This window comes from Desulfosarcina sp. (assembly GCF_055467485.1).
On record NZ_JBUOIV010000016.1, the window covers coordinates 46,307 to 72,906 of the forward strand.

The window sequence follows — 26,600 nt, forward strand, 5'->3', positions numbered from 1 at the left end:
ATGAACGATAATGCCAGAATCGGGGTTTTTCTCTGCAGATGCGGTGAAAAAATTGACCCCCTCGTGGACCTGGAGACCCTGCGCGAGGACATCCGTACGGAAGACCAGGTGACCCATTGTGAAGTCCTCGCCTACCCCTGTCTGGGGCCTGGATTGGATCGTATCCGTCAGGCGGTGCTCGATGGTGGATTGAACCGGCTGATCATCGCCGGTTGTGAAGGTCGACTGATGTTGAAAAAGTTCGAAACCAATCTGGCACCCTGGAATTTTTTCAAAGGGCAGATTGACATGATCAATCTGCGCGGCCATGTGGCAGCGGTGTCGGACCTGTCGCCGGCAGACAAGGCCCGCAAGGCGGGCAAGCTGGTCCGGGCCAGTATTGCCGAGATGCGGGTGCTGACGCCTACCAGTCAGACCGTGAGATCCTTCGATGGCCCGGTGATGATTGCCGGTGGGGGAATTGCCGCGTTTGCGGCGGCCCAGCAACTGGCGCGCAGGGGCGTCGATTATCTCCTGGATGTCACGGCCACCGACCTGGAGGCCCTGATTCGCAAGGTCCATGAAAGCTATCCGGGGGAATGGGGCTACGATGAGCGCATGAAAAAAATGGTCTATGAAGCCATGACCAGCGACCATGCCACGGTCCTTCCCCCAGGCCAGTTGACCGGCCTGGCCGGCGTTACCGGGGATTACACCCTGACCGTCGAGAGCCCTGAAGGCGGGTTGCCGAGAAAGTACCGTGCCAGTGCGATCATTGCCTGCATCGACGCCCAGCTGCAGGCACCGGGGCCGGATTTCGGACATGACGGCCAATCGGTGATGATTCAATCGGAAATGGAAGCCTTCATCTTTCGACAGGGTGCACCCAAAGGAAGGGTGGTTTTCTGGGTCAGCGACTATGAAAGCGGCCAGGCTGAATTTGCGGCCCTCTCCGCCAAAAGTGCCTGGCGAATGGCCTGCCACCTGCGCGAAAGCGACCCGCCGGCGGATCTGACCATCCTGTTCAACCGAAACATGGAAATTCCGCTGACCGCAGCGGAACGCGCCGTCAACCGCAGGATGGACATCATGTGGGTGCCCTACGATCCTGCCGTCCGCCCCACGGTACAGTCCGGATTCATTACTTTCTGCGACCTGAAGGACCATGTGGAACATGAGATGGCCTGGGACCGCCTGGTCCTGTCACCGGTACGGGCGGTCGCCGGACCACCGCTGGAAACCGCCCGCGTCTTGGGGCTGGTTCACAAAGGGGGGCGTTTTCTCACCGGCCATCATGCCAAAGTGCGCCCGGAAATGATCGGCCGCGAAGAGACATACATGGCCGGCAGCGGCCGCTACCCCTGCAATCTGGAGGAAGCCCTGAACCAGGGGCGCCGCGCCGGCAACCGAACCGCTGCGATGATTGAGAAAGCCGCGGCCGGGGAGATCCAGATCCCTCGTATCGTCTGTGTGGTCGACCCGGACTTGTGTGTGGGGTGCGGCCAATGCCAGGAATTGTGCGACTGCGGCGGTATCGGAGTGGCTGAAGGGCCCGGTGGGGGACTTCCCCGGGTGGTGGATCCCATGGTTTGCACCGGGGGCGGTACCTGCGCCGCCGCCTGCCCGTATCACGCGCTGGTACTGCAGAACAACACCAACGACCAGCGTGAAGCCCGGGTGGCCGCATTGGCCGGGCAACTGGCAGCTGACGAAGTCATGGCTTTCGGCTGCGTATGGGGTGGTTTGCCTGCCGCGGACAATGCCGGCAAAATGGGGCTGAAGTATGATCCGCGCCTGCACCTGCTGGGCGTCCCCTGTGTGGGGCAGATCGACCCGTCCGTCATGGCCCGTGCGCTGAAAGAGGGTGCATCGGGTTTGATTCTCATCGGCTGCCTGCCCGAGGAGTGTCATCATTCTTATGGATTGGATCACGCATGGAGCCGGGTCAATGTCGTCAAAAAGCTGCTCACCCTGGCCGGCATCGACCGCCGCCGGATTGCCCTGGCCCACGCGGACCTGAACAAACCCGACGAATTTATTGTCACCGTGGATAGCTTCGTCCGCAATATCAACTCACTGGGCCCGCTGGAACGGACCCCCGCAGCCAAGAGCAGACTGCAGACGGTCTACGACCTGATTAAAACCAACACCCGGGTGCGGGCCCTGCTGTCCGCCAGCCTCCGCCGGCCATGGGAAGATGCGTATCGTGGCGATCAACGCCACGCCCTGGAGTATGACCGGGATTTCAGTGCTGTGCTGGAAGAGGAATTCATGAACCAGCAATTGCTTCAGTTGCTGCGCAAAGAAAAACGCCCCTTGAGACTGCGTGAATTGGCCAGCGAGCTGTGCAAAAGTGAATCCCGGGTGGCCGAAGGACTTCTGGAACTCGTATCCGGGGGTATGGTCAACCTTTCTCACAAGGAGCGAGAAGCCATTTACAGGGCAGTCAACTGATCGATTCGAATCCAGATTTCCTGCGCCGGTTTTCCCGCGTTCGGGAAAACCGGCGTCCTTTGCCGGACCAGTGATCCCACCATCCTGCTCGATCCATACTCCATCAGCCCCATGCCGATAACAATCGTGAAGACCATGTGATCTTTCTTAACATGTTTGACCAGCCGTCTACACGGCCTGCGCATTGATCGATATACAGGCCCTATGCCTTTTTGCTATTTCATCAACATGCCGGGGGCGCAGCGGTTGCCCCGTTCCGAATGCAGCCTTTCTACCCAGGCCGATTTTAACAGAATGCCGAGCGCTGGGTTGTCATTCTGATGATCGTGCCGACTTGACGAGGCAATCGAATAGAGATAGAAATCTGGATAGTTGTGATACATTGACAGGCAGCGCAATCATCCAGATCGCACAGATTCGGGAATCCCATGACTGACATGCCAGCGGTCGAGGCGCCCAAAATCATCCTCATCGTCGGACCCACCGGCGCCGGCAAAACCACCTTTGCCATCGACCTGGCCCGGCGGTTCAACGGCGAGATCGTCGGGGCCGACTCCATGCAGATCTATCGCTGCATGGACATCGGCACGGCCAAGCCCACGCCGGCGGAGCGGGCGGCGTCTCCCCATCACATGATCGACATCGTGGATCCGGACCAGGATTTCGATGCCGCCGCCTATGCAGACATGGCCACCGGCATTATCCGACAGGTGATCGATCGGGGGCGCACCGTGTTTGTCGTGGGGGGGACCGGGTTTTACATCAAGGCGCTGACTCATGGCCTTTTCGAGAAAGGGCCCTCGGATCCGGCGGTTCGCCGGCGCCTGAAACAACAGCTGGAATCGGAAGGGGCCGCCGTGCTGGCCCGCCGGCTGAAGGAGATCGACAGGCCTGCGGCCGAAAGGATTCACCCCAATGATACCTATCGCATCATCCGGGCGCTGGAGGTGTTCGAGGTCACCGGCGAACCCCTGACGGATTTTCACCGGCGACACGGGTTTCGAGAACAGCGCTTCAACACCTTGGAATTCGGCCTCTCCTGGCCCCGGCCGGTGCTTTACGACCGCATCAACCGGCGGATTGACGCCATGATGGCCAACGGCTTTCTGGATGAGGTGCGGCGGTTGATGACCAGTGGCTGCGGCAGTGACCTCAAATCCATGCAGAGTTTGGGATACCGGCACCTGGCTGCGGTGGTCAGGGGCGATACCCGCCTGGCGGATGCGGTGACGATGATGAAGCGGGATCACCGCCGCTACGCGAAACGGCAGTTGACATGGTTCGGTGCCCGCCCGTCGGTCCAGTGGTTGACCCCGGATCAAACAGAGCCGGCGGCTGAACGGATCCGTGCATTCCTTTCATGACCGGCGAACATTCTGCTAAAGGCGTGAGCGAAAAAACCGATGATAGAACCGTGGCGCCGAACAACGCTGCGGTCGGCAAATGGCGGCCGGAACAACCGCCTCGGGTTCTGCCTGCGATTGACCGGTAAGACCGTTGGCCTGTTTTTAGTCGTATGGATGGGTGAGGTCACCCTTAAAGACCGGCGCAGGTGAATTGGTCAAAAAAACGGTTCCAGCAACCTGGAGGAAGACATGACATCCCCCATCCGTGTGCTGGTGGTCGACGATGAGCCGTCCATCCGCAACAGCCTGGTTGAATTTCTTGAAGATTGCCAGTTCGAGGTGTCGGCTGCGGACAGTGCCGAAGGTGCGCTGGACCTGGTTGCCCGTTTCCCTTTTGATGTAGCCCTGGTGGATATCCGCCTGCCCAAGCTGGACGGCGACTCGCTGATCCTCCAAGCGCATGTGCTGCGCCCACGGATGCGCTTTCTGATCCACACGGGATCGGTGGAATATAAACTGCCCGATGAATTGAAAACCGTCGGGGTGGCCCAGGAGCATATTTTCCTGAAACCGCTGATGGATTTATCGGTGTTCAAGGATGCCATCTGCAAACTGGTATCCCCGGACGGCTGATCCGCCCCTACCGGCCAACCCGCAGACAGCCGCTGCCCGGCGGTCAGACGATCTGTGTACCTGCATTCGTTCGAATCGGAGTCCGCGTTGACCTTCGCCAACATCCCTGAACCTGTCGACACCATGCGGGTCTGTCCAGCCACCGGACTGCCGGTAATATCGCGGCCGGATTGGACCGATCGCCCCTTTGGCAGCGACTACCGGCTGACCACCCGGGTGATCGGGGATCGTATCCTCTTAAACCAACCCTCCGGTCATGCCGAATTGAAGGACATTGTCGAATCGCTGGCCCTGACGGATGCCATTGTCAGCGAACATATCGATCCGTCGGCCGGTTACGTGCACATTTCCAACTACTCCGGCATGCGCGGCATTACCCACGAGGCCCGCAAGTACTATATCCGTCATATGGAGCGCCGGGAGCATATGTTGGGGCTGATCTATTTCGGCGTCAGCCCGCTGTTCAGCGTCATGATCAAGCTGGCCAAGCGGTTGAGCATCGTCCGGTTCAACGTCCAGATCGCCAAGGATTACCATGCCGCCATGTCGGCGGCCATGCGACTGACCGGCATCGATGCGGTGCGCACGCCGCCCGATGAATGCGAACACCGGCTCCGGGATGCCGGGATTACCGAGCATTACGAAAAGGGTCACCACATCCTTCGCTGCGACCGCTGGCGCTTGACGCTGGACGACTACTCACTGATCGTGGAGGTGATCGACCGGCGCATCTATCATGCCTTTTCCTCGGGGGTCTTGAGGGGTTGCCACGTTGAACCCGTGGCACGGCTGCGGGAGCGGGTCCGCCAGATGATCGGCCTCGACAAGGGGTTTTGCGCCATCGTCACCGGTACCGCCGATACCCACGCGACCGACCGTAAGGCCAGACGGCAGTATATGGCCTCGCTGAAGGATTGGCATCGACGATACCCCATGGCGCTTTACGTCTTTTACAATGCCAAGCGGTTTGTCCGCACCGCGGCCATGCTGGCCATTCCCTTTATGCCGTTTGCGGTTAAAGTCTCCCGGGATCTGGCGGGTGCGCTCGACCTGGTGGACCGGTTCGCCTATCCTTTTGCTGCGGGTGCCGGGGATGGTTTGGCCGCGGGGAAGACCGTTGCCGAAGACCCGGTTCATGTGGTTCATCAACTGCTCCAGTTCATTGGTGACATCGACTGGGAACAGTCTGGATCGCCGGCTCCCGACCGCGTGGGCAGGAACCACCCCTTTCGCCCCGTGTTCGATGCCATCGCCCTGATCAAAGGGGAACTGGATGGACTTTTCGAGGAGCGCAGCCGGGCTGAAAGGGCGCTCCAGAGGAACCGCCAGCGCTTCGAGGAGGTGTTGAAGCACTCCCGGGATATTCTCTTCAAGCGGGATCTTCGAAACGGCGCCTACGAATACGTCAGTGAAGCCAGCACCCACTTGCTGGGGCTCAGCCCCGAGGCCATCTGCCGGATGGGCTTTGCCGGCGTGCAGTCCATGGTTCACCCGGAGGACCTTCCCCGTTTTCTGGCATTCAACCAGAAACTGAGGGAATCTGCCGATACGGCCAAGGACGGCCATGTGATCGAGTACCGCCTGCGCGACACCCATGGACGGTATCACTGGTTCAGTGACAGCCGCGCCATTGTCCGGAATGCGGGGGGGGAGCCGGTTTTTGTCATCGGCAGCAACCGGGATATCACCGACCGGAAGCTTGCTGAGAATGAACTGAAGACGTCCCACGAACGATTCACCACGGTGCTGGACAGCATCGGCGTCCACATATACGTGGCCGACATGGAGACCTTCGAAATCCTGTTCATGAATCGGGCCATGCGTGATGATTTTGGTGACGCCCACATGGGTGACCGGTGTTTCGAAGTCTTTCGCAACGCCACGGAGCGCTGCCCCCATTGTACCAACGACAATTTGCTCGACGAGAATGGCCAGCCCACGGGCGTTCACACCTGGGAAGGCCTCAATCCCTTATTAAACCGGTGGTATCTCAATCACGACCGTGCCATCCGGTGGGTGGACGGACGCCTGGCACGGCTTCAGATCTCCATGGACATCACCCGAATCAAAACCCTGGAAGCGGAGCGACAGGAGGTCGCCGAACGGTTGCGCCACACCCGCAAGCTCGAGGCGGTGAACACGATGGCCGGTGGCGTGGCCCACAATTTCAACAACCTGCTGATGGTGGTGCTGGGTAATCTCGAGTTAATGAGAATGAACGCGCAGGAAGGGAGCAGCCTGAGCCGCAGGATCGATGCCGCCGAAAAAGCCGCTCAACGGGCTGCCGACCTGAGTACCCTCATGCTTACCTATGTCGGGCAGACCCGCATCGATCCCCAGACCATTGACCTGAACACCGTTTTGTCAGAAATGGTGGATGTACTGAAAACCACCGTGGCTGAAAAGGCTGCCCTGGTGCTGGCGCCGGTCGACCGCGGTGCATGGATCCATGCCGATGCCTCCAAGGTGTGCCAGGTGATCACCAACCTGGTTACCAATGCACTGGAAGCATCAGGCGACCGACCCCTTGAGATCCGTCTCGGCGTTGGGTCCCAGTACTGCGATGACGCCCAGCTTTTCCGGCTGGCGCCGGGAGAAAACTTGCCCGCGGGCCGCTATGTCTGGTTGCGGGTCTCCGACAATGGCCGGGGCATGGATCAGGAGACATTGGAAAAGGTGTTCGATCCCTTCTTTACCACCAAATTTACCGGCAGAGGCCTGGGAATGGCCGCCGTCATGGGCATCATGCGGGCCCACCGGGGTGGCGTGCGCATTGACAGCCGGCCCGATGCGGGCACCACCGTTACCGTCTATTTCCCTGAATTCGAACAAACCGCAGCCGTGCGGTTACCGTCACGGGGGGCGACTGCCCGAGCCGTCCGTCAGCGCCGGGGGACGGCGCTGCTGGTTGACGATGAACCCCTGGTACTGGAACTGGGCACACAGATGCTTGCCCTTTTGGGTTTCGATGTGCTGACTGCCATGGACGGCATCGAGGCGCTGGCGGTCTACGAAGCCGACCGCGATCGAATCCGCCTCGTCGTGTTGGATATCAACATGCCCCGGATGGGGGGACGGGAAACGCTGGATCGGCTGCGCGGCAGGGATGCCTCGCTGCCGGTGCTGGTAACCAGCGGCTTCATCGAATCCCAGGCCCGGGAAAAGCTGGGGGGGCTCAGGGTGGATGGTTACATCAAAAAACCGTTCCGTGTTGACCAGCTGCAGGAAAAAATCGACGCCATCTTCAGCCGACCGGTCAAATGATCCCGGCCAGGTGGATATGGATCCGGTTGGACGGCCGAGTCTGGTCCATTTATCATGCGGTTTGATTATTTTTTCAATGGTTGAGCCGCGGGTTCAGGGTTCCTTTCAAGGTGGTGCTTGGGAATTCGGACCCTGAAGACCGACCCCTCGCCCGGTTTGCTGGCCACCTTAATCGTGCCACCATGCTGGCCGATGACACGGTTGGCGATAAACAATCCCAGACCCGTACCCCTTCTCCCCTTGGTCGAGTAAAAGAGGCTGAACACCCGGTCGCAACTGTCCTTATCCATGCCGATGCCGTCGTCGGCAATGGAAAAAACGATTTCATCGTCCGAATCAGTGATGTTTAAATCGATCTGGTGGGTCGGCATGCGGTGGTCTTTCAGACAGGCGTCCACGGCATTTTCCAGGATGTTGACCAGGGCCGCCTGCAGGTAATCGGCGTCCACTTGCATGGTGCCTTCGGTTTTGTCAAAATCACAAACCAGCCGGATGCCGCATCCGTCAATGCGGGGCTGGATGACCCGGACCAGATCCTCGGCAAAATCGCTGATCCGGACCGGGGCTCGCTTCAGTTCCCGTTCCTTGGCATAGTAAAGGATGTCCAGCACCATCTTGCGGATGCGCTGGACCGTCTCCTGGGCGGCCTGGCAGCCTTCTTCCGCACGCTGGTAGTCTTTTTTGTTCAACCCCGATGACACCAGGTAGAGACCGCCGTCCAGGCTGGTAAGCAGCCCCTTCATGCCATGGGAGACGGACCCGATCCTCAGGCCCAGGGAGGCCAGATGATCCTGGAGTTCGGTCTTCTCTTTCAACAGCTGCTCCAAACTCCGGGTATAGTCCTGCAGCTTCCGGCGCATGGCGATCTTTTCCCGAGCCCGGCGCAGAGCAATTTCCAAGGCATCCACATTGATGGGTTTGGTTATAAAATCAGTTGCTTCGTATTTCAGGCTGCGAATGGCCAGGTTCATGTCTCCATGGCCGGTAATCATGATGACTTCGGTTTCCGTATTTTCGTGCTTGATTTTTCGCAGCAGTCCGATGCCGTCACCTCCGGGCATCTTGATGTCGGTGATCACGATCGGGGGATGCTCCTCCTGAAAGCGGTCGAAGGCCATTGCAGCGTTTTCCGCCTCCACGGTTCGGTAGCCCATGTCTTGCAGGGAGATGGCCAGGACCTCCCGGATATCCGGTTCGTCGTCGACGATCAGGATCGTTTTGTCATTGATATCATTCATCGGGGGGCTCCGTCTTGCCGTGGGTGGAAGCGGTCGTGGCGTCCGTTGAATCGACCAGTGGAAATCGCAGGATGAAGCAGGTGCCATGGGGGGTGTCGGGAACGGCCTCGATGCTACCGCCGCACTCCTTAACGATGCCGTAGCTGATGGAAAGCCCCAGCCCCGTGCCTTTGCCCACCTCTTTGGTGGTGAAAAACGGTTCGAAGATTTTCTCCGCCAAATTGTCCGGTATGCCCGTACCCGAATCGCAGACCCGGCATACCACCCACGGACCCTCTATACCTGTCCACAGGCGGATGGTTTTTTCTTCGCCGGCTTCACCCGCCGGCCGGTCTCCGCATCTGGATTCGATGGCATCACGGGCATTGAGCAGCAGATTGATGAACACCTGTTCCAACCGGCTCGGGTCGGCATGGATGCGCGGCAGCGGTTCCCGGATCTCCCACACCACCCGGATGCCGCGTACCTTGAGCTGCTGGCTGAAAATGTCAAAGGCGCTTTTCAAGACCTCATTGAGCTGAACCATGACCATCTCCATGTCCGATTTCCTGGCAAACTGGCGCATGTGGTTGATGATCCTGGCGGCCCGGTCCACGTTGCCGTCCACCTTGGCCAGCATGGTGGCCAGCACGTCCGGAGCGATGGCTTCCGATGCGTTGAGCTTTTTCATGAAAAAACTGCTCACCGTTTTGATCACGGAGAGGGGCTGGTTCAGTTCGTGGGCGACACCCGTGGCCATCTCCCCCAGGGTGGCCATCTTGCTGGCCTGGATGAGCTGTTGTTCGGTCTCGAGACGCTTGGTAATGTCGCTGGTGGTTACCAGAAACACTTTCTGGCCGGAGTATTCCGACGGGGAGATGCGGATGTTGACGAACAGACCCTTGCCCTGTCGATTCAAGTGGCGGGCCTGGTTGATGACCGAACAGGTGGCGACCTTGAAGGCGTAGTGATCCTGTTCGTCAGGCGAGAACAGGGTCATGAAGGAACGGCCGATCATCTCCTCAACGCTGAAGCCGTAGACGGCGGTGACGCTTTGGTTGCAGTCGACGATCTGCAGGGTCGCCACGTCCAGTACGAACACCGGGTTGGGAATGTTGCTGAAGATGGCGTGGTATTTCTTCTCCGATTTTTCCAGGTCCACTTCCAGCTGCCGGCGCTGGGTGATGTCCAGGGAGATCTCCATGGCGGCGACGATCTCGCCATTGCCGTCTTTGATCGGCGATGTGCGCACCAGCCAGTGCTTGGGTGAGCCGTCTTTGTCCAGCCCGCTCTCTTCGGCCTGGTGAGACAGGCCGTCGGCAAAGGTTTTCTCCACCGGACAGGAAACGCACCGCTGTCTTCTTCCCTTGTAGGCGTGGTAGCAGAAGTCACCCGGTTCGGGGGCAAAGCGTTGATAGAACTCCCGGTTGAATCGCAGCAGCCGGTAGTTGCGGTCCTGGACAGTGATCAGGCAGGGGACCCGTTCGAAGAGGTTCTGGTACTCGTCCCGCTGTTTGTTCAACTCCTTCTGATTCGAAGCGATCTCGTCGGACATCTGGTTGATCGCCACCGCCAGTTGCCCCAGTTCGTCGGCCTGGGGCATGTGAACTTTGCTGGCGTAGTCGCCCCTGGCGATGTGGCGCGTCCCGTCGATGAGGCGCTTGATCGGGTAGTTGACGAAGCGCAGCACGAACACGAAGATGATGGCCGCGGTGATGAGAAAGACAAAACCGGCCAGGCCGATAATTCCGCGCTCTTCCATCAGGATCTCGCGGTCGGTGTTCTCCAGGGAGATGACCACATCCAGAGCGCCGAGGATCTTCTTGTCTTCGGGGTGGATGTGGCAATCAGCGGTGCTGCAGCCGGGTTCGTTGCAGATGGGGCTGATGATGCCCAGGAGACGAAAGCCCGATGGGGACAAAAAAATGCGGGTTCGCTCTTCCAGCGGAACCGCCGCCATCGGGGGGTCGGTGCGATGGCAGATGTGGCAGGCTTCGGCCTTGATGTTGGTCGTCTGCTCCACTTCGGCGGGGTTGTTGGAGTATTTGATCTCCCCATCCTTGTTGTAGATGCGGATGTTCTTGATTTCGGGCTGGCGGCCGATGTTGTTGATGATCTGGTTGATTTCGTCCCGGGAGTTGAGCATCATGGCGTAGTGGGTACCCAGCCGGATCGTGGTGGTGAGCCTGTCCGTGCCGGTCAGCATATTTTTCACCATCTTCTCTTTCTGGTAGCGGATGTTGAAAAACGCCCAGGTAGCGATGGTGACCAGCAGCACAATGCCCACCGTAAGGATGAGTTTGGCGGCCAGGCTGTTGCGCAGGTTGTCGAAAAGACGGATCATGGGAACCCCTTCGGAAAATGACGATTGGGGGAATGCCGAATGTCAAAACCGAAATGTCAAATGAAGGACGGGTATCTGATTTCACTTTAACATCGGCAGGACACCTTCAACCGGCATTCGCCGTTCGGCCTAAAACATTGATTTGCCTATGGTTAAAGCTTCTCCCAAAAACCATCCATAACGGCCAGATTCAAATCAAGGCCGAGTTCATCGGCGTCGATTCCCATCGCCAGTCCCAGCAACTGCGGCAGGTAGAGCACGGTGATGGACAGATCCTCCCCGGCCAGGCGCGATGCCCTGGACTGCCAGCCGTCCAGGTTCATCTGGCACATGGGGCAGACCGTGACGATAAGGTCCGCCCCCCTGGCTGCTTTCAGGATGGCGCTGACCCGTTTAAGCCCCGCATCCGGCTGCGTGCTCACCAGCGATGCCCCGCAGCAGCGCCCGCCCACTTCCCATGGGTGAACGGCGGCGCCGGTGGCCTCGATCAGGGGTTCCATGGAGACCGGACGCTCCGGGTCGTCGAACTCCCGGTAGGGCCGCAGGCACTGGCACCCGTAATAGGCGGCTACGGTCAGGCCCGACAGGGAGCGGACCACCAGCGGGGCCAGCTGCCTGGCTCCCATGTCCACGGCCAGCACGTCCAGCAGATGGCGGACCCGGACGCTGCCGGTCGCCGTCAGATCAACGGCGGCCAGGGCCCGGTTGACCGTTGCCCGGGTCTTGGCATCACTGCGCAACGCCTCCCGGGCCTTTTTCAAATTCAGGTAGCAGGCGCTGCACGGCACCAGAACCTGACCGTCGGATGCCGTTTGTTCGGCCAGGGCCAGATTTCTGGCGCCGAGCGAGAGGCAGAGCAGGTCGCTGACGGGCGCCGCCGCACTGGCCCCGCAGCAGGTCCAGTCGTCGATTTCCGCGAGATCGACGCCGGCCGCGGCCATGGTCGCCCGGGTGGCCCGGTCGTATTCCCGGGCCGAGGCGATCAGGCTGCATCCCGGGTAGTACAGATAGTTCATCGGTGGCCCTCCTTTCCAAGGGGGGCTCCCGTTTTCCGCTCCAGGGCCGCCACCTTCTCGAACAGGGCATCCAAGGGCTTTCCGGATGGCCCGGCGAACCCCATCTCCACCTTGCCCTTGCCCATCAGTTTCAACCCCAGCGGCGCAAAGCGAAAGGCCGCCAGCGGACTTTTCATGGCCGTGAAGTAGCGGGTCATGAAGGCCATTTCCCGGATGCGGCCATGGCGCCGGACCGTCTGCATGAATGTCTCATAAAACAGGCGGCTGCTGCGATGGCGCGCTTCGCGCCGGGCAAAGGAGATGCTTTTGAGCGCCTCCATGGCTGCTGTGAGGGGGAGTCCGCGGGGACAGCGCAGGGTGCAGGTGTAGCAGTCCGAACAGAGGATGAAGGTCCGGCTGTCCATGACATCGGAAAGGCGACCCAGGATCACCAGCCGCCACATTTTTCTGGGCGTCAAGTCCATGTCCGGGGCGTTGGGACACGATGCGCTGCAGGTGCCGCACTGGATGCAGGCATTCACCATGCCGCGGATGTCGTTCAGGGCGCCGCGGTCGTCATCGGTGGCTGGCAATGCGCTTGTGAGTTGTGGATTCATGAACAGGTCCTTTAGTTATAGGGGGCACGGGAACAGCGCGCCGTTCCCCTACATCTACATCGCCAAAAGCGCCCCATCTATCGCACCAAACAGACTGCGGTGGGAGAATCCCTCTACGATGGACGCACTGTTGGGGCACACGGTGGCACAGTCGCCGCATCCCTGGCACATGGCCGGGTTGACCTCGACCCGCCCACCGTCGTCGTCCAGAAAACGGGCGCCATAGGGACAGGTCTCGATGCAGCGCAGGCACAGGGTGCACAAGCTGTGCCGTACGATGGCCGTTGTTCGGGCGGCCGGCAGCCGCTCGGCGCTCAGGATGGCCAGGGCCCGCCCGGCGGCCGCTTCGGCCGTGGCCACGGTTTCGGAAATGGACCGTGGTGACAGGGCGATGCCGCAGCCAAAAACCCCGGCCTTCACTGCTTCCACCGGCCGCCACTTGGAATCGGCCTCCTGAAAAAATCCGTCCCGGTCCCGTTCGACGCCATAGGCCAGGGCCAGTGTCTCCGGCAGGTGGGGCCGGATGCCGGTGGCCAGCACCAGCAGGTCGGCGATAATCTCCACCGGTGCGTCCAGGATGGGGTCGACAGTCCTGATCAAAACCGGTGCCTTGCCATTGGCGTCGATGCTGACCGTCGGCTTTTGGTCCGGCCGGTACTGGAAGAAGAGAACGCCCTGGCGGCGAGCTTCGGTGTACCAGGTTTCCGCCAGGCCGCAGGACATGATATCCCGGTAGAGGATGGCCACCTGGAGGTCGGGTTTCTGTTTTTTGAGCCACAGGGCCTGTTTCAGGGCGGTGGGGCAGCAGACGCGGCTGCAGTAGTTTCTGGGCTCCTCCCGGGAACCCACGCATTGGATCATGGCGACGGCGGAAATCGCGCCCGTGTCCAACCGGTTCTCATGAATGCGGGTTTCAAGTTCTTTTTGCGTGAGCACCGCTTCGCTGGTGCCGTAGCCGTATTCATCGGTGGGGGCTTCGCCGCCACCGGTGGCCAGGATCACAGCCCCGTGTTCCACGGTGGTGGTTGGTTTCTCGGCCGTTTCGATGGTCGAGAAAAAGTGGCCGGCCTGCCCGAACGCGCCGGCTACACGGCTGTCGGTCATCACCTCGATCCGGGGATGCGTTTCGATCCGACCGACGGTCTCTTCCAGGAAGGGGGCGATGGGCGTGCCCTCGATGGTCTGGTGGAGCCAGGCCAGATTGCCGCCCAGTTCCCCGGTGGATTCCACCAGGGTGACATCCACGCCATGGTCGGCCATGGCCAGGGCGGCACTCATGCCGGCGATGCCGCCGCCCACCACCAGGGCCCGGTTGACCACGGCCATGCCGCTTTCGAGGTTCGGCGTCGCCTGCTTCAGCCGGGCAATCCCGGCCATGATGGCGGCGGCGGTGGCCGGCGATGCCGGCGTTTCCCGGTCGTCCATGGCCACCGATTCGATCAATGCGGGATCCAGGGAAAAGCATCGGGCCAGGTCGCGGATGGGCTTTCCGTAGACAACGGTGGGGCAGGCAGCCACCAGTACCCGGTTGACATCGGCGGTATCGGTTTCTGTCAATGTCTCCCAGCCACCGGCCGTGCAGAGGCGTTCCAGAACCAGCACCCGGGCAATTGCCGGATCCTGCTTCAGCCGTGCCGACAGGGCCTTCATCGGTTGGTCCGTTCCCGGACGGGTGCCGCAGCGGCAGAGCGCCACCAGGATCCGGGGCCGCTGCCGGGATACATCCCGGTAAGCATCGGGGCCGGCGGTCTTATCAACCAGTCCGCCCCCGGCGTGGTGTATCGTCCGGGAGGCGTTGACGGCTGCCGAAGATGCGCGGATGACCGCCTCGGCGATATCGGTCGGCCCGGTGAGGGTTCCGCCGGCATAGATCCCGGTCCGTGAGGTTCGGGTGTCGGAAAAGGGGACCGTCTTGAGGAAACCGAATCCGTCGGTCTCGATGTCCAGTCCGTCGGCCATGGATGCCGTCTGCGGGTTGGCCCGCTGGCCGACGGAAAGCACCACCAGATCGAACCGTTTCTCGCGGATTTTCCCCGATGCGGATGTCCAGCGCAGGGCCACGTCATCGCTGTCCTGGGTGGGGGAGATGGAATGGACACGGCCCCGTTCCAGGCGGACGCCTTCGGGGGAGAGGGTCTGCTGGCCGTAGCGTTCGAAGGATTTGCCGAAGGTGCGCATGTCCATATAGATGATGGTGGCTTCAAAATCCTCACCGGCCACGGTCCTGGCGACTGCTGCCTCCTTGAGGGCGAACATGCAGCAGACCGTGCTGCAGAAATCGGCTCCGGACTGAAGGTCCCGCGAACCCACGCATTGGATCCAGGCGGCTTTTTTAACCGGTCGTTTGTCCGATGGGCGCAGCAGACGTCCGTTGTCGGGTCCTGTTCCGCTGAGCATGCGTTCGAATTCCAGGCTGGTGACCACATTGGGGACGACCCCGTACCCCATCGGGTTGTTGCCTTCGGACGGGTTAAAACAGGTGGTCCCGGTGGCCAGGACAACGGCCCCCACTGTTTCTTTGCGGTATCCGGTTTCCTCGAATGCCGCATACACGGACGCTACCTTGGGGATCAGGGCATCGGGTTCGAAGGGTTTGATCAGGTAGTCCATGGCCCCGATTTTCATGGCCTCGACGGCGGTTTCCACGGTGGCATAGGCGGTCATCATCAGCGTCTGGAGGGCCGGACGGATGAACCTGGCCTTTTCAAGCACTTCAACGCCGTCCATCCCCGGCATCTTGATGTCCAGCAGCATGAGGTGAAAGGGCGCCGCCGTCAGTTTATCCAGGGCCTCGGGACCGGATGCCGCCATTTCCACGGTGTATCCTTCCTCGTCCCCCAGCCAGGCATCCAGGGAGTTTCTCACGATGGATTCGTCGTCCACCACCAGGATGCGGAATGCCTGGCGGCCCATGGCCGACAGGCGGATGGCCCCGGTTGGACAGACCGGTTCGCAGGCCCCGCAGCGGGTGCAGGCCGCCGGGTCGATGGCAAAGACCTTGGGGATGTTGTGGGGAACCGGCAGATAGACGGCCTTGCGCCGGGTGAGGCCGGCATTGAAGGCGTCGGGGACGGACACCGGACAGGCCTCGCTGCACAGGCCGCAGCCGATGCAGCGCTCGGGATCGATGGGACTGGGGGTCTGGTTCAGGGACACGGTAAATCGCCCCGGTTCCCCCTCCACCGAGCCCAATGTTGTGCCCAGCATGATGTCGATGTTCTCGTGAAACAACCCTTTTCTCAGGCAGGTCTGGATGCCGGCATCCCGGTCGATCATGGGAAGCATCCGGCACATGCCGCAACGGTCCGTGGGAAACTGGTAGTCCAGCTGGCTCAGGATGCCGCCCATATGCGGCGCCCGGTCAGCCAGGGTCACCCGGTATCCCATTTGGGCCAGGTCGATGGACGCCCGGATGCCGCTGATCCCGGCGCCTAAAACGAGGGCCCTGCCAATTTTATGAGCCATCATGTTCTCCCCCGGAGATTACGGTCCATTTTCAAAGATGCCCCCCTATTTAATCCAACCCGACCACCTCGCTGTACTCCTCTTCCTCGAAAGCACTCATGGGCGGCTGCTGGGACAGGTCCAGGCCGGCCCTGTACCCGAAGGCGCCCTGGGTGTGGTGGGCCACGAAACTGAACAGGTCGGACAGGGGGATATCATTGGGACAGGCATTGGTGCACTGGCCGCAGCCCACGCAGGCCGTGCTCATGTGGGCCATGCGGGTCAGGTGGAAAAAAAGGGTGTCCGTGGGCATTTTGACGCTGCCCTTGCGCCGGGCCCACTGCAGGTATTGAAACGGTTCGTGGCGAAAGGTGTCGGTGGTGAAGACGCAGGTGGTGCAGTAGCACACCGGACAGGCCGCGCGGCAGTTATAACAGTTGACGCAGTCGGCCAGGTAGGTGCTCAGCCCCCGGATGCTTCCGGTGGCGTCCGCCACCGAGGCGAACATCTGCTCCCGGTATTGTTTGCGTTGATCCAGGATGGTGCCGATGGCGGTTTTACGCTGCGGTGCAGACGATTCCGCCGGCGGGAGGTCCAGGCCCGTGAGCACGGCTTCTCCCGGTTGCGTGTGTGCCCGGGCCGTCAGCCCGTTGGCCGGATCCGCGCCAAAAATCTCGACGACGATGTCGGCGCCGTCGGGAATCGGATGGGCGCAGGCCCGGCAGGCGGCGGTCAGGCTGGAGGCCTCATCGCCCGGGTTGGCGGAAAAGGCGACCGCGCAATAGGAATTGGTGGCCGCATCGGTTGTCTCGTGCCGATCGGCAAATGCCCTGAACGCGCTGTTGGACAGCGCACCCGGACAGTCGATGCCGACGATAACCAGGTCATCCCGCTTTCCCTGGTTCAGCTTGACCAGTTCATTGAATGCCCGAATTTCACAGGGGCGCAGGACGGCGGCCATCTTTCCGCCGGTCGGCAGCCGGGTGAGCTTGGCCAGTTGCTGCGCCCCGTTTACCGGAAAGGCCGGCGACAGCGGGTCGGCGTCCGCCAGTCGCGCCGGATCCGACACCAGCGTGGGCATGATCCGGTTCTTCACGGCCAGGCGGGTGGAAACCAGCATGGCCTCGATTCCCGATTTATCCATGACTGTGGCCAGAAAAGACCGAATGCCCGAAAGCCGGTCTTCGTTGTCGATGTCGATGCGAATTGCCTGTGTCATCTTTCTCTCCGATCAGATTACCATTTTCAGGTCGGGCAGCGTCGGACCCAGTTCACGGACCTGGGCCATTAGGTCGCCCATGATGCCGGCGAACTGGATGCCGTCGCTGGCGCCGATCCAGGTCAGTCGCAGGCGGTGGCTGTCGATGCCGAAGCGGGGCAGGATCTCTTTCAGCAGTTTGATCCGGCGGCGGGCCTTGTAGTTGCCGTTGATATAGTGGCAGTCGCCGGGGTGGCACCCGCTGACCAGGACCCCGTCCGCCCCCTCCAGAAAGGCCTTGATGACGTACTGGGGATCCACCATTCCCGTGCACATCACCCGGATCAGCCGGATGTTCGTGGGGTAGGAGAGCCGGGAGGTGCCGGCCAGGTCGGCGGCGGTGTAGGTGCACCAGTTGCAGACGAAAGCAATTATTGCAGGTTCGAAGCCGTCCATGAGAATCTCCCTATAAAAGCAGTGTTAGGTGTTAAGTTGCGGATCAGGTCTGATTCTACATAAAAATCGGAAGCATACTTTCACTTAAAACTTAGCACTTTCTGCTTAAAATTCTTTCAGCCCACGGCTGAGAGCGCATCCATAATGCCATCCAGTTCCGCAAACACCTGCTTCCCCTGAAAATGCCTGACCTGGGCCGCATTGGACGGGCAGGCGGTGCTGCAGCTGCCGCATCCCTTGCACAGGGCGCCGTTGACCACGCTGACCTGGCGCCGCGGGTCAAACTCGATGGCGCCGTAGGCGCACAGGTCGATACAGGTCCGGCAGCCGGAACAGATCTCCGGATCGATCCAGCTGATGGCCGACGGCACCTCCACCACCCCACGGGTGGCCAGGGCGAGGGATTTGGCCGCCGCACCGGAGGCCTGGGCCACGGTGTCGGGAATGTCCTTGGGCCCTTGGCAGGCGCCGGCCAGAAAGACGCCGTCCGTGGCCGTGTTCAGGGGCCCCAACTTGGGGTGCTCTTCCAGAAAGAACCCGTCCGCACCCGGGTTGACCCCGAAGATGCGACCCACATCGGCTGTGTCGGCGCGGGCTTCCATGGCGCTGCACAGCACCACCATGTCCACGGGAACCCGCACCCGTTCGCCCAGCAGGGTGTCCTCGGCGACAGCCACCAGCCGGCCGGCCTCCGCCTCGGATTCGGCCTGATCGGTGATTTCAGCCACCTTGCCGCGGATGAACACCGTGCCCTCCTCCTGGCAGCGGCGGTAAAACTCCTCGTAGCCTTTGCCGAAGCAGCGCTGGTCGATGTAAAAGTCGTAGACCTGGGCGTGGTGGCCCACCTTTTCCTTGATCAGGTGACTGTATTTGAGGGCAACCATGCAGCAGACCCGGGAACAGTAGGGATGGTAATTGACGTCACGGCTGCCCACACAGTGAACCAGGGCCACGCTTTGCGGGGGATCGGTGAAACCGTCGGCCTCGTCGCGCATGAGGATCTGCCCCCCGGTGGGGCCGGTCGCATTGCTCAACCGCTCGAACTCCAGGCTGGTGAACACGTTGGAATAGCGCCCGTAGCCGAAGGGTTTCATGGGGGTGGGATCCAGCAGATCATAGCCCGTGGCCAGGATAATGCTGCCCACCTGGATGGTTTCTTCGGTGGCTGCCATGCTGTGGTCGATGGCCTTGGCCTCGCATACCGAGACGCAGGCCATGCACTCGCTGCACACGCCACAGTTCAGACAGCGGGCGGCTTCCTGCCGGGCGGCCGCCTCGTCCATGCAGGCTTCGACTTCAGCGAAGGTGGTCGCCCGGGCCGCATCGGCGTGATGAGTGGGTTGAACCCGCGGCATCGGTTCGATGTCATCGGGGATGGCCGCCCAGTCGTTCCCCGGGGAGGGTCGGTCTTCCAGGCGACGGGCAAATTCATCCATGTCCTTGCCCTGGAGAAATTGCACCATCGCGTCCGCCGCACGGTGCCCGGCCGCCACTGCCTCGACCACGGTGGCCGGTCCAACCACGGCGTCGCCGGCGGCGAACACGTGGCCGATGGATGTCTGCATGGTCTGGGGATGGACGGCAATGGTATGGCGGGCGGTCAGCTCCAGGTCGGGCATCTTTTGCGACCAGGTCACGTCGGTCCGCTGGCCGATGGCCGGGATCACCGCGTCGCAGGCGATGACGAATTCGGATCCTTCCACCGGTACCGGCCGGCGGCGGCCGGTCTCGTCCGGGGGGCCCAGCCGGGTGCGTATGCATTCGAATCCCACCACCCGGCCGTCGCTGGCCAGGATCCCCACCGGCGCCGAGAGGGTGGCGAATTCGATGCCCTCGTCCCTGGCGCCCCGGATCTCTTCGGCGTAGGCCGGCATCTCCTTTTCGGAGCGGCGATAGACCACGGTGACCGTTTCGGCACCCAGCCGTTTGGCCGTGCGGGCGGCGTCGATGGCCACGTTGCCGCCGCCCACCACGGCAACCTGTTGCCCCGGCCGCCGACGGTCGCCCAGGTTGACCGCGCGCAGGAAATGCATGGCATCGACCACGCCGATGGGGGTGTCTTCGCCGGGAATGCCCAGTTGCATGGACCGGTGGGCGCCGATGGCCAGAAACACGGCGCCGTATCCCTGGTCCGTCAGATCGGCCAGGTCGAAATCGATGCCTAATCGCATCCCGGTGCGCGTTTCAATCCCGTGGGCGAGGAGAAAATCGATCTCCCGGTCGAGGATGCCCGGGGGCAGGCGGTAATCGGGGATGCCCACGCGAAGCATGCCGCCCAGGACGGGCAGGGCCTCGAAGAGGGTGACCTGGTAGCCTGCCAGACGCAGGTCATAGGCCACCGTCAGCCCGGCGGGGCCCGAGCCGACCACGGCGACCCGTTCGGGCCGGTCCGCGATGTCGGGGATGGTCAACTCCTCTGGGCTGACCTGGTCGGCGGCAAAGCGTTTCAGGTCGCGGATGGCCAGGGGGGCATCCACTTCCCGGCGCCGGCATTGGGCTTCGCAGGGGTGCGGGCATACCCTTCCCAACACCCCGGGCAGAGGCAGCCGCTTCATGATCAGCTCGACAGCTTCCTTGTATTTTCCCTGGCCGATGAGCTGGATGTAGCCCTGGACGTTGACCCCGGCAGGGCAGGTGGTGGTGCAGGGCGCGCGGTTTTTTTTATCGATGGTAAACGTGATGGGCACGGCTTGGGGAAACGCCCGGTAGATGGCTTTGCGGTCGGCCAGTCCCTCGTCCCATTCGCTGGGCAGGGATACGGGGCACACCTTGGCGCACTCGCCGCAGCCGGTGCAGACCCCTTCCTTGATGTAGCGTGGTTTGCGGGTCACGGTCACCGCGTAGTTACCGATGTAGCCGGATACATCGGTGACTTCGCTGTAGGTCAACAGCCGGATGTTTGGACTCTGGGCCACCTCCACCATTTTGGGGGTGCCGATGCAGGCCGCGCAGTCCAGGGTGGGAAAGGTCTTGTCGAACTGGAGCATGTGGCCGCCGACGGTCGTCTGGCGTTCAACCAGGTAGACCGTGTGGCCGGCGTTGCCGATGTCCAGGGCCGCCTGCATGCCGGCGATGCCGCCGCCGACCACCATGACGTCGGGGTGGACGCTGACGGCGCGGGCTTCCAGCATCCGGTGAAAGTTGACGCGGTTGATGGCACCGGCAGCCAGCGTCTTGGCCTTGCGGGTGGCCTCGTCCTCATCTTCGGTGACCCAGGACACCTGTTCGCGCACCGAGGCCATCTGGAACAGGTAGGGATTCAACCCTGCCCGCTGGCAGGCGCCCTGAAAGGTCTTTTCGTGCAGGCGCGGCGAGCAGGATGCCACCACCACCCGATTCAGGCCGTAAGTGCGGATGTCGTTTTCGATCATCTCCTGGCCGGGGTCGGAACACATGAATTTGTAATCGCGGGAGATGGCGACACCTTTCAGGCCGCGGGCGAAGTCGGCCACCTCGGTCACCCTGACCTTGTGGGCGATGTTGATGCCGCAGTGACAGATGTAAAATCCGATCCTGATGGTCATCGATGTTCTCCTCCCGCCCGTAACCGGTCGGGATCGAGGGATTCAGGGATTGAAGGATTGTCCAATTCCACAACCCCCCGATTTCCAATTCTATGTTATTGCGCACAGCCGGTTGACGACGGCCAGCAGTTCATCGGCTTCCGGCGGTTTCTGCAGATAGGCCTCGGGCTCGGGAATGGTGCGGCCCGTCGCTGACCGCTTTGCACCCGTCCAGCGGTAAAAGGTGCTGCTGTCCAGGGTGGACAACATGATCACCGGAATTTGGCACAACCGGTGGTTGGTCCGGAGGCTCTGGTACAGTCGGATTCCCGCTTCACCGGGAAGCATGGCGTTGATGATGATCAGGTCGGGGCAACCGTCCAGGGCCTGTTTGAGACCGTCGGTCAGAGACACGGCACAGATCGGGCAGTAGCCGTTGGCACTGAGCAGGTTTGACAGGAAAATGCTCATGTCCGGTTCGTCTTCCACCACGAGAATCGTTCTGGCGGCCCTGGCCTCTGTCACCGATACCTCCGCTGTCTTTAACGGCCGTGCGGTAAATCACCGTAAGTAATAAAAGTCGATTTCGGGTTGGCTCGCTAACCTCGCCAATCGCGGCGGGGAATGCGCTCTTTATCGCGGTTCAACCGGATCGCCGTTGAAAAAACCCGCGGCAGGATAACCCGCGGCTGCCTACCGAGCAGCATGGAATGTGCCATCTACCGAAAACCGTCAGTAACCAATAGAAATAAAGAGAAAAATGGAGAAAGTAATTGGATGAGGGGTGGCACCGCACGTGTTGCGTTGCACTGAATGCAACATTTATTGCGCCGGAAATGGCGTTCCGGTATATGAAATAATTTAAAATTTACTATTCGTTATGTTATTTTTCGATCGGTGTTGCAGAACGTTGTGCAACGGTTGTTGCACGAGGGCAGGAGCAACGGTCCGGAATCGGCCAGGTGCGATCACCGATACAAATGCTCAACCCGTCCGCTTTCTCTTCCAGGTAGGCGCTGATGGCCAGCAGTGCACGGTCGGTGAATTTGATGCGCGCATCGCCGCTTTTGTGGTATAGTTGGTCGGATTCGACGAACAGCGCCGCCGGATCGAGCAAAAGGGTCTCGCCGGTGTTGAGGTCGAGCCGCAAGGGGGCGTCCGGGCTGACCCGGACGACGAACAGCGGCGTGTCTTCATAGGGAAAATAGACTTTTTCACGAACATCGCCACGGACCTGGGTGACATAATAGCCATCCTCGTCCCGCCGGATGGAGCGGTTGAAATGGTCGATGATGCGCTTGTGTTCGAAGCGGCCGTGGCGATTGAGCCACCGGCCCCGGCCGTCCATCCAGAAGACGGCCTTTTCTTTGGGGATGACCACTTCAGGGATCTGCGCTGTGGGGGGGCGATCGTCGTTAGGGTTCATGGGCGGCAATCTGTCGGTTTATTGTCGTGCCCCGGTCGGGTGTAATGATGTCCGTCTCAATGGCGACCGTTTCATCGGTTTCACACCGTCACCACCGTCCTTTTTACGAACCGGCGAAGATTGAACCGTGACGGAATTTAACACACTATTCCATTCCGGGGGGCTTTTCAAGTGCAGGGTAAAAGGAGCGGATGATGACGATCGACACGGCAACGGCCCACGGATTTTATGACCGGCTGCGCCGGCTCTACCAGGAACGGCTGCCCTTCAACCGGTTGCTGGGCCTTGGCGTCACATCGCTGAATGCCGATGGCGCAACGATGGCGTTTTCCATGCGAGAGGATCTCATCGGTAACGTATTTCACCATACCCTCCATGGCGGCGTCATCTCATCGGTGCTGGATGCCGTGGGCGGACTGACGGCCTCGGCCAGTTTGGTGGTGCGCGCCGCCGACCTGTCCGATGAAAAGGTCAAGGCGATGGTTGCCCGGGTGGGGACCATTGACCTTAGAGTCGATTACCTGCGACCCGGCAGGGGCGAGCGGTTCACCGCCAGCGGACGGATCATGCGTGCTGGCCGCAAGGTGGCTGTCGTCCGCATGGAGATGCACAACCAGGATGCGATGCTGGTGGCCGTGGGAACCGGTACCTACATGGTGGGATAAATTCACCTGGCAAGGCCATACCCGGCAAGACCCCTACCGGTTGTTGTCCGGGCCTCGGGTGAAACATATATATTGAGATTTAAACCATTTTATGCTAGTGACGATCACGCTGCAATCAAGGGATTGCGGATTGAAAGCGTGGGGAATCGAGGAACTCCCCGATGGTTAGCCATCACGCCGATCGGTAGGATGGCGCACGGTGTTGAAAAGAGCACGACCCTTAGACGTCAGATACTGCCATGAAGCAATATGTGATTGACGAAATCCGCCCCCAGGATTTTGAAAAAATTAAAGGCTACCTGGATGAAACGTATGGCGAGGCCGGCGTGGATGGCCTTTACTGGGTGCCGGTGGACGAGGCGTTGCTTTCCGGCGTACAGCAGGCGCATCAAGCCTGTGCGCCATTTTTCGTGGCCCTTGAACTCGGGCCGGACCGCCTGGCCGCCGAGTTTTTGGTGCGAACCCGCAGCCGGGTGCGCTGCGACTGTATCCACTATGCCGACGAACGCCAGCGCAACTGGCTCGTGCGGATCGTGGACGCCATGTTCGAAAACCTGGAAATCATCACCTGACCGGATAGGACGCCACGGGTAATGCTAAAATCAATCGGTTATCGCATACAGACGCTGATCATTGTCCTGTGGGTCGTTTTGGTGACGGTGGTGGTTGCGACCATCGTCATCGTCTGCTCGTTTTTCAGCCGGACCGGCAACGGTCCGCATCTGCTTGCCCGCTTCTGGGCCAATTCCATCCTGTGGGTGGCCCGGGTGAAGGTCACCGTCACCGGCACCGAAAAACTGGATCCTGAGCGATCCTACATATACATGCCCAACCACCAGAGCAATGCCGACATTCCACTGCTGCTGGGGCGGCTGCCGGTTCAGTTTCGCTGGCTGGCCAAGGCCGAACTGTTCAAGATTCCCGTTTTCGGCCGGGCCATGCGCGGGGTGGGATACATCAGCATCGACCGATCCAACCGCAAGTCAGCCTTCGAGAGCCTGGAGCGGGCGGCCCGCACCATCCGCAACGGCACCAGCGTGCTGATTTTCCCCGAGGGAACCCGCAGCCGGGACGGCCGTATCCTGCCGTTCAAGAAGGGGGGCTTCGTTCTTTCCGTGGATTCGGGGGTGCCCATCGTGCCCATCATCATCCGCGGGACCCGGGAGATCATTCCCAAGGGGCATTTCATGATCCGCCCGGCGCCGGTAACCATGGAGGTTTTGGAGCCGGTGGAGACGACCGGCTACACCCGCAAAACCAAGGACGTACTGCTGGAGCGGATCCGATCCATCCTCATCGACAATATTGAAAACGAGAGGCGGGAACCATAGAACCATGCTGAAACTGATTCCGTTGGGCGGCCTGGGCGAGATCGGCCTGAACATGATGGCGGTGGAATACGGTGATACGATTTTCGTCATCGATGCCGGCCTGATGTTTCCCGAAGCCTACATGCTGGGGGTGGATTATGTCATCCCGGATATGGATTACCTCCGCCAGAACCGGCGGCGCGTGTCGGGGATCGTGCTCACCCATGCCCACGAGGATCATATCGGGGCCCTGCCTTTTCTGCTCCGGGAGATCAACGTACCGGTTTTCGCAACCCCCTTTACCCTGGGGATCGTCCGCCACAAGCTGGAAGAACACGAGCTGCTCGCCACGGCTTCGCTGCACGAGGTGCTGCCGCGGGAGCGGCTGAAGATCGGACCGTTCGAGGTGGAGTTCATCCGGGTCAACCACAGCGTCGTTGACGGGGTGGGCTTGGCCATTCGCACGCCGGTGGGCATGGTGGTCCATACCGGCGACTTCAAGATGAGCCAGACGGTGGTGGAAGGCATGCTCACCGACGTGAACCGTTTCGCCCAGTGCGGGGAAGAGGGGGTGCTGGCCCTGCTGTCCGACTCCACCAACGTGGAAAAGGAGGGGCACACCATCTCTGCGCAGGAGATCGGCGCCGAATTGTCCAGAATTACGGATGCGGCCAGCGGACGAATCATCGTGGCCCTTTTCGCTTCCAACATTGCCCGCATACAGCAGATCGTCAACATCGCCAAGGCGCGCGGCCGCAAGATCGTGGTCAACGGCCGCAGCATCGAGGTGAGTGTCGCCATCGCCCGCAACCTGGGCTATCTGGATCTCCCCGCGGACATGGAGATCGACATCGACGACCTGAACTCGTATCCGGACGACGAGGTCATCATGGTCACCACCGGCAGCCAGGGAGAGCCCATGTCCGCCCTGGCGCGCATGGCCGCAGGAACCCACAAGCAGATCAAGATCCACAAGGAAGACACGGTCATTCTCTCATCCAAATTCATCCCGGGCAACGAGAAGGCCATCGCCAACATCATCAACAACCTCTACCGGCGCGGCGCCGACGTGGTCTACGAGAAGATTTCGAATATCCACGTGTCCGGACACGCCTTCCGGGAAGAGCTCAAGATGATGATCAACCTGACCAAGCCCACCTTCTTCATGCCCGTGCACGGGGAGTACCGCCATCTGGTGCTGCACAGGCGGCTGGCCCGCGAGGTGGGCATCCCCGACGACCACCTGATCCTGGCTCAGAACGGCCAGATCATAGAACTGGATCAGAAGGGCTTCCGGATTCGGGACAGCATTTGCTCCGGTCGGGTGCTCATCGACGGCAAGGGTATCGGCGACGTGGGTCGCAGCGTGCTCAAGGAACGGCGGCTGCTCTCCGAGGAGGGCCTGGTGGTGGTGAACATGGCCTTCGACGAGGAAACCGGCATCGTGGTTTACGGACCCGATATCGTCTCACGGGGGTTTGTGTTTGAAACGGAGACGGGGTACCTGCTCCAGGATGCCCAGTGTGTGATCCTGGAAATCGTCGAGGATGTCACCCCCGATGTGCCCAATCGGGTCAACCGGATCCGCAGCCGCATCCAGACCGCCTTGCGGCAGTATTTTTTTTATACCATCGGGCGTCGGCCGGTGATTCTCCCCTTTCTGGTGGAAGTCTGACGGCATCAGCGCCGACGGCCGTTAACCGCTAACAATGGTCCGGACGGGGACATGGTTTTCCCGACGGCCGGTAG

Annotated in this window: 18 protein-coding genes; 8 read left to right on the forward strand and 10 right to left on the reverse strand. The window is 61.0% G+C overall.

From position 1 onward, the window contains the following. The 4 genes from ACZCED_RS09995 to ACZCED_RS10010 all read left to right on the forward strand — a co-directional run bounded on the left by ACZCED_RS09995 (nt 1) and on the right by ACZCED_RS10010 (nt 7,676). Nucleotides 1-2,433 (forward strand): hydrogenase iron-sulfur subunit, encoded by a 2,433-nt coding sequence (locus ACZCED_RS09995; RefSeq protein WP_464860721.1) that lies wholly within the window; start codon nt 1-3, stop codon nt 2,431-2,433. A gap of 428 nt (nt 2,434-2,861) precedes the next feature. Continuing rightward, nucleotides 2,862-3,797: a tRNA (adenosine(37)-N6)-dimethylallyltransferase MiaA gene (gene miaA, locus ACZCED_RS10000; RefSeq protein WP_464860722.1), complete on the forward strand. Its 936-nt coding sequence runs from the start codon at nt 2,862-2,864 to the stop codon at nt 3,795-3,797. 231 nt (nt 3,798-4,028) lie between these two features. Next, complete coding sequence (locus tag ACZCED_RS10005) at nt 4,029-4,412, forward strand: response regulator (protein WP_464860723.1); 384 nt, start codon at nt 4,029-4,031, stop codon at nt 4,410-4,412. An 87-nt stretch (nt 4,413-4,499) separates the two neighbouring features. Further along, a complete protein-coding gene (locus ACZCED_RS10010) occupies nt 4,500-7,676 on the forward strand; it encodes a PAS domain-containing hybrid sensor histidine kinase/response regulator (RefSeq protein WP_464860724.1) in 3,177 nt (1,058 codons plus the stop codon). A gap of 65 nt (nt 7,677-7,741) precedes the next feature. Here ACZCED_RS10010 and ACZCED_RS10015 read toward each other — a convergent pair whose 3' ends face one another. The 10 genes from ACZCED_RS10015 to ACZCED_RS10060 form a co-directional block, all read right to left on the reverse strand. Further along, nucleotides 7,742-8,914, reverse strand: coding sequence for a sensor histidine kinase (locus tag ACZCED_RS10015; RefSeq protein WP_462970220.1), 1,173 nt, complete (start codon nt 8,912-8,914; stop codon nt 7,742-7,744). After that, nucleotides 8,907-11,237: a PAS domain S-box protein gene (locus tag ACZCED_RS10020; protein WP_462970221.1), complete on the reverse strand. Its 2,331-nt coding sequence runs from the start codon at nt 11,235-11,237 to the stop codon at nt 8,907-8,909. Before ACZCED_RS10020 ends, ACZCED_RS10015 begins: the two co-directional genes overlap by 8 nt. 152 nt (nt 11,238-11,389) lie before the next feature. After that, the gene (locus ACZCED_RS10025; RefSeq protein WP_462970222.1) at nt 11,390-12,253 is read right to left on the reverse strand and encodes a CoB--CoM heterodisulfide reductase iron-sulfur subunit B family protein; all 864 of its coding nucleotides are present in this window, start codon (nt 12,251-12,253) and stop codon (nt 11,390-11,392) included. Beyond that, nucleotides 12,250-12,849, reverse strand: coding sequence for a 4Fe-4S dicluster domain-containing protein (locus ACZCED_RS10030; protein WP_462970223.1), 600 nt, complete (start codon nt 12,847-12,849; stop codon nt 12,250-12,252). The genes ACZCED_RS10025 and ACZCED_RS10030 overlap by 4 nt, the downstream gene beginning before the upstream one ends. 54 nt (nt 12,850-12,903) lie before the next feature. Continuing rightward, entirely contained in the window at nt 12,904-16,314 is a 3,411-nt protein-coding gene (locus tag ACZCED_RS10035; protein ID WP_464860725.1) for an FAD-dependent oxidoreductase, read from the reverse strand. Between the two features lie 49 nt (nt 16,315-16,363). Further along, on the reverse strand, nt 16,364-17,512 hold the full coding sequence (locus ACZCED_RS10040) for a 4Fe-4S dicluster domain-containing protein (protein WP_462970225.1): 1,149 nt from the start codon (nt 17,510-17,512) through the stop codon (nt 16,364-16,366). A 12-nt stretch (nt 17,513-17,524) separates the two neighbouring features. Continuing rightward, complete coding sequence (locus ACZCED_RS10045) at nt 17,525-17,947, reverse strand: hydrogenase iron-sulfur subunit (RefSeq protein WP_462970226.1); 423 nt, start codon at nt 17,945-17,947, stop codon at nt 17,525-17,527. Nucleotides 17,948-18,063: 116 nt separating this feature from the next. Then, nucleotides 18,064-21,471 carry an FAD-dependent oxidoreductase gene (locus ACZCED_RS10050; protein WP_464860726.1) on the reverse strand — a complete coding sequence of 1,136 codons (3,408 nt, stop codon included), beginning with the start codon at nt 21,469-21,471 and terminating at the stop codon, nt 18,064-18,066. 90 nt (nt 21,472-21,561) lie between these two features. Further along, nucleotides 21,562-21,975, reverse strand: a complete 414-nt coding sequence (locus tag ACZCED_RS10055) for a response regulator transcription factor (RefSeq protein WP_462970228.1) — start codon at nt 21,973-21,975, stop codon at nt 21,562-21,564. A 358-nt stretch (nt 21,976-22,333) separates the two neighbouring features. Continuing rightward, nucleotides 22,334-22,876 carry an MFS transporter permease gene (locus tag ACZCED_RS10060; protein ID WP_462970229.1) on the reverse strand — a complete coding sequence of 181 codons (543 nt, stop codon included), beginning with the start codon at nt 22,874-22,876 and terminating at the stop codon, nt 22,334-22,336. 191 nt (nt 22,877-23,067) lie between these two features. Here ACZCED_RS10060 and ACZCED_RS10065 point away from each other — a divergent pair, with 191 nt between their 5' ends. From ACZCED_RS10065 to ACZCED_RS10080, 4 genes are all read left to right on the forward strand, one after another. Then, a complete protein-coding gene (locus ACZCED_RS10065; RefSeq protein WP_464860727.1) occupies nt 23,068-23,541 on the forward strand; it encodes a thioesterase family protein in 474 nt (157 codons plus the stop codon). A 239-nt stretch (nt 23,542-23,780) separates the two neighbouring features. Beyond that, nucleotides 23,781-24,113 (forward strand): hypothetical protein, encoded by a 333-nt coding sequence (locus ACZCED_RS10070; RefSeq protein ID WP_462970231.1) that lies wholly within the window; start codon nt 23,781-23,783, stop codon nt 24,111-24,113. 21 nt (nt 24,114-24,134) lie between these two features. Next, nucleotides 24,135-24,872 carry a lysophospholipid acyltransferase family protein gene (locus ACZCED_RS10075; protein WP_462970232.1) on the forward strand — a complete coding sequence of 246 codons (738 nt, stop codon included), beginning with the start codon at nt 24,135-24,137 and terminating at the stop codon, nt 24,870-24,872. Between the two features lie 4 nt (nt 24,873-24,876). Beyond that, on the forward strand, nt 24,877-26,526 hold the full coding sequence (locus ACZCED_RS10080) for a ribonuclease J (RefSeq protein WP_462970233.1): 1,650 nt from the start codon (nt 24,877-24,879) through the stop codon (nt 26,524-26,526). The last annotated feature ends 74 nt before the right edge of the window (nt 26,527-26,600 follow it).

Excerpts from the sequence above, each read along its gene's own strand:
- ACZCED_RS09995 (WP_464860721.1), top strand. The coding sequence starts at position 1 with ATGAACGATAATGCCAGAATCGGGGTTTTTCTCTGCAGATGCGGTGAA.
- miaA (WP_464860722.1), top strand. The coding sequence starts at position 2,862 with ATGACTGACATGCCAGCGGTCGAGGCGCCCAAAATCATCCTCATCGTC.
- ACZCED_RS10005 (WP_464860723.1), top strand. The coding sequence starts at position 4,029 with ATGACATCCCCCATCCGTGTGCTGGTGGTCGACGATGAGCCGTCCATC.
- ACZCED_RS10015 (WP_462970220.1), bottom strand. The coding sequence starts at position 8,914 with ATGAATGATATCAATGACAAAACGATCCTGATCGTCGACGACGAACCG.
- ACZCED_RS10020 (WP_462970221.1), bottom strand. The coding sequence starts at position 11,237 with ATGATCCGTCTTTTCGACAACCTGCGCAACAGCCTGGCCGCCAAACTC.
- ACZCED_RS10025 (WP_462970222.1), bottom strand. The coding sequence starts at position 12,253 with ATGAACTATCTGTACTACCCGGGATGCAGCCTGATCGCCTCGGCCCGG.
- ACZCED_RS10030 (WP_462970223.1), bottom strand. The coding sequence starts at position 12,849 with ATGAATCCACAACTCACAAGCGCATTGCCAGCCACCGATGACGACCGC.
- ACZCED_RS10035 (WP_464860725.1), bottom strand. The coding sequence starts at position 16,314 with ATGGCTCATAAAATTGGCAGGGCCCTCGTTTTAGGCGCCGGGATCAGC.
- ACZCED_RS10040 (WP_462970225.1), bottom strand. The coding sequence starts at position 17,512 with ATGACACAGGCAATTCGCATCGACATCGACAACGAAGACCGGCTTTCG.
- ACZCED_RS10045 (WP_462970226.1), bottom strand. The coding sequence starts at position 17,947 with ATGGACGGCTTCGAACCTGCAATAATTGCTTTCGTCTGCAACTGGTGC.
- ACZCED_RS10050 (WP_464860726.1), bottom strand. The coding sequence starts at position 21,471 with ATGACCATCAGGATCGGATTTTACATCTGTCACTGCGGCATCAACATC.
- ACZCED_RS10060 (WP_462970229.1), bottom strand. The coding sequence starts at position 22,876 with ATGAACCCTAACGACGATCGCCCCCCCACAGCGCAGATCCCTGAAGTG.
- ACZCED_RS10065 (WP_464860727.1), top strand. The coding sequence starts at position 23,068 with ATGATGACGATCGACACGGCAACGGCCCACGGATTTTATGACCGGCTG.
- ACZCED_RS10070 (WP_462970231.1), top strand. The coding sequence starts at position 23,781 with ATGAAGCAATATGTGATTGACGAAATCCGCCCCCAGGATTTTGAAAAA.
- ACZCED_RS10075 (WP_462970232.1), top strand. The coding sequence starts at position 24,135 with ATGCTAAAATCAATCGGTTATCGCATACAGACGCTGATCATTGTCCTG.
- ACZCED_RS10080 (WP_462970233.1), top strand. The coding sequence starts at position 24,877 with ATGCTGAAACTGATTCCGTTGGGCGGCCTGGGCGAGATCGGCCTGAAC.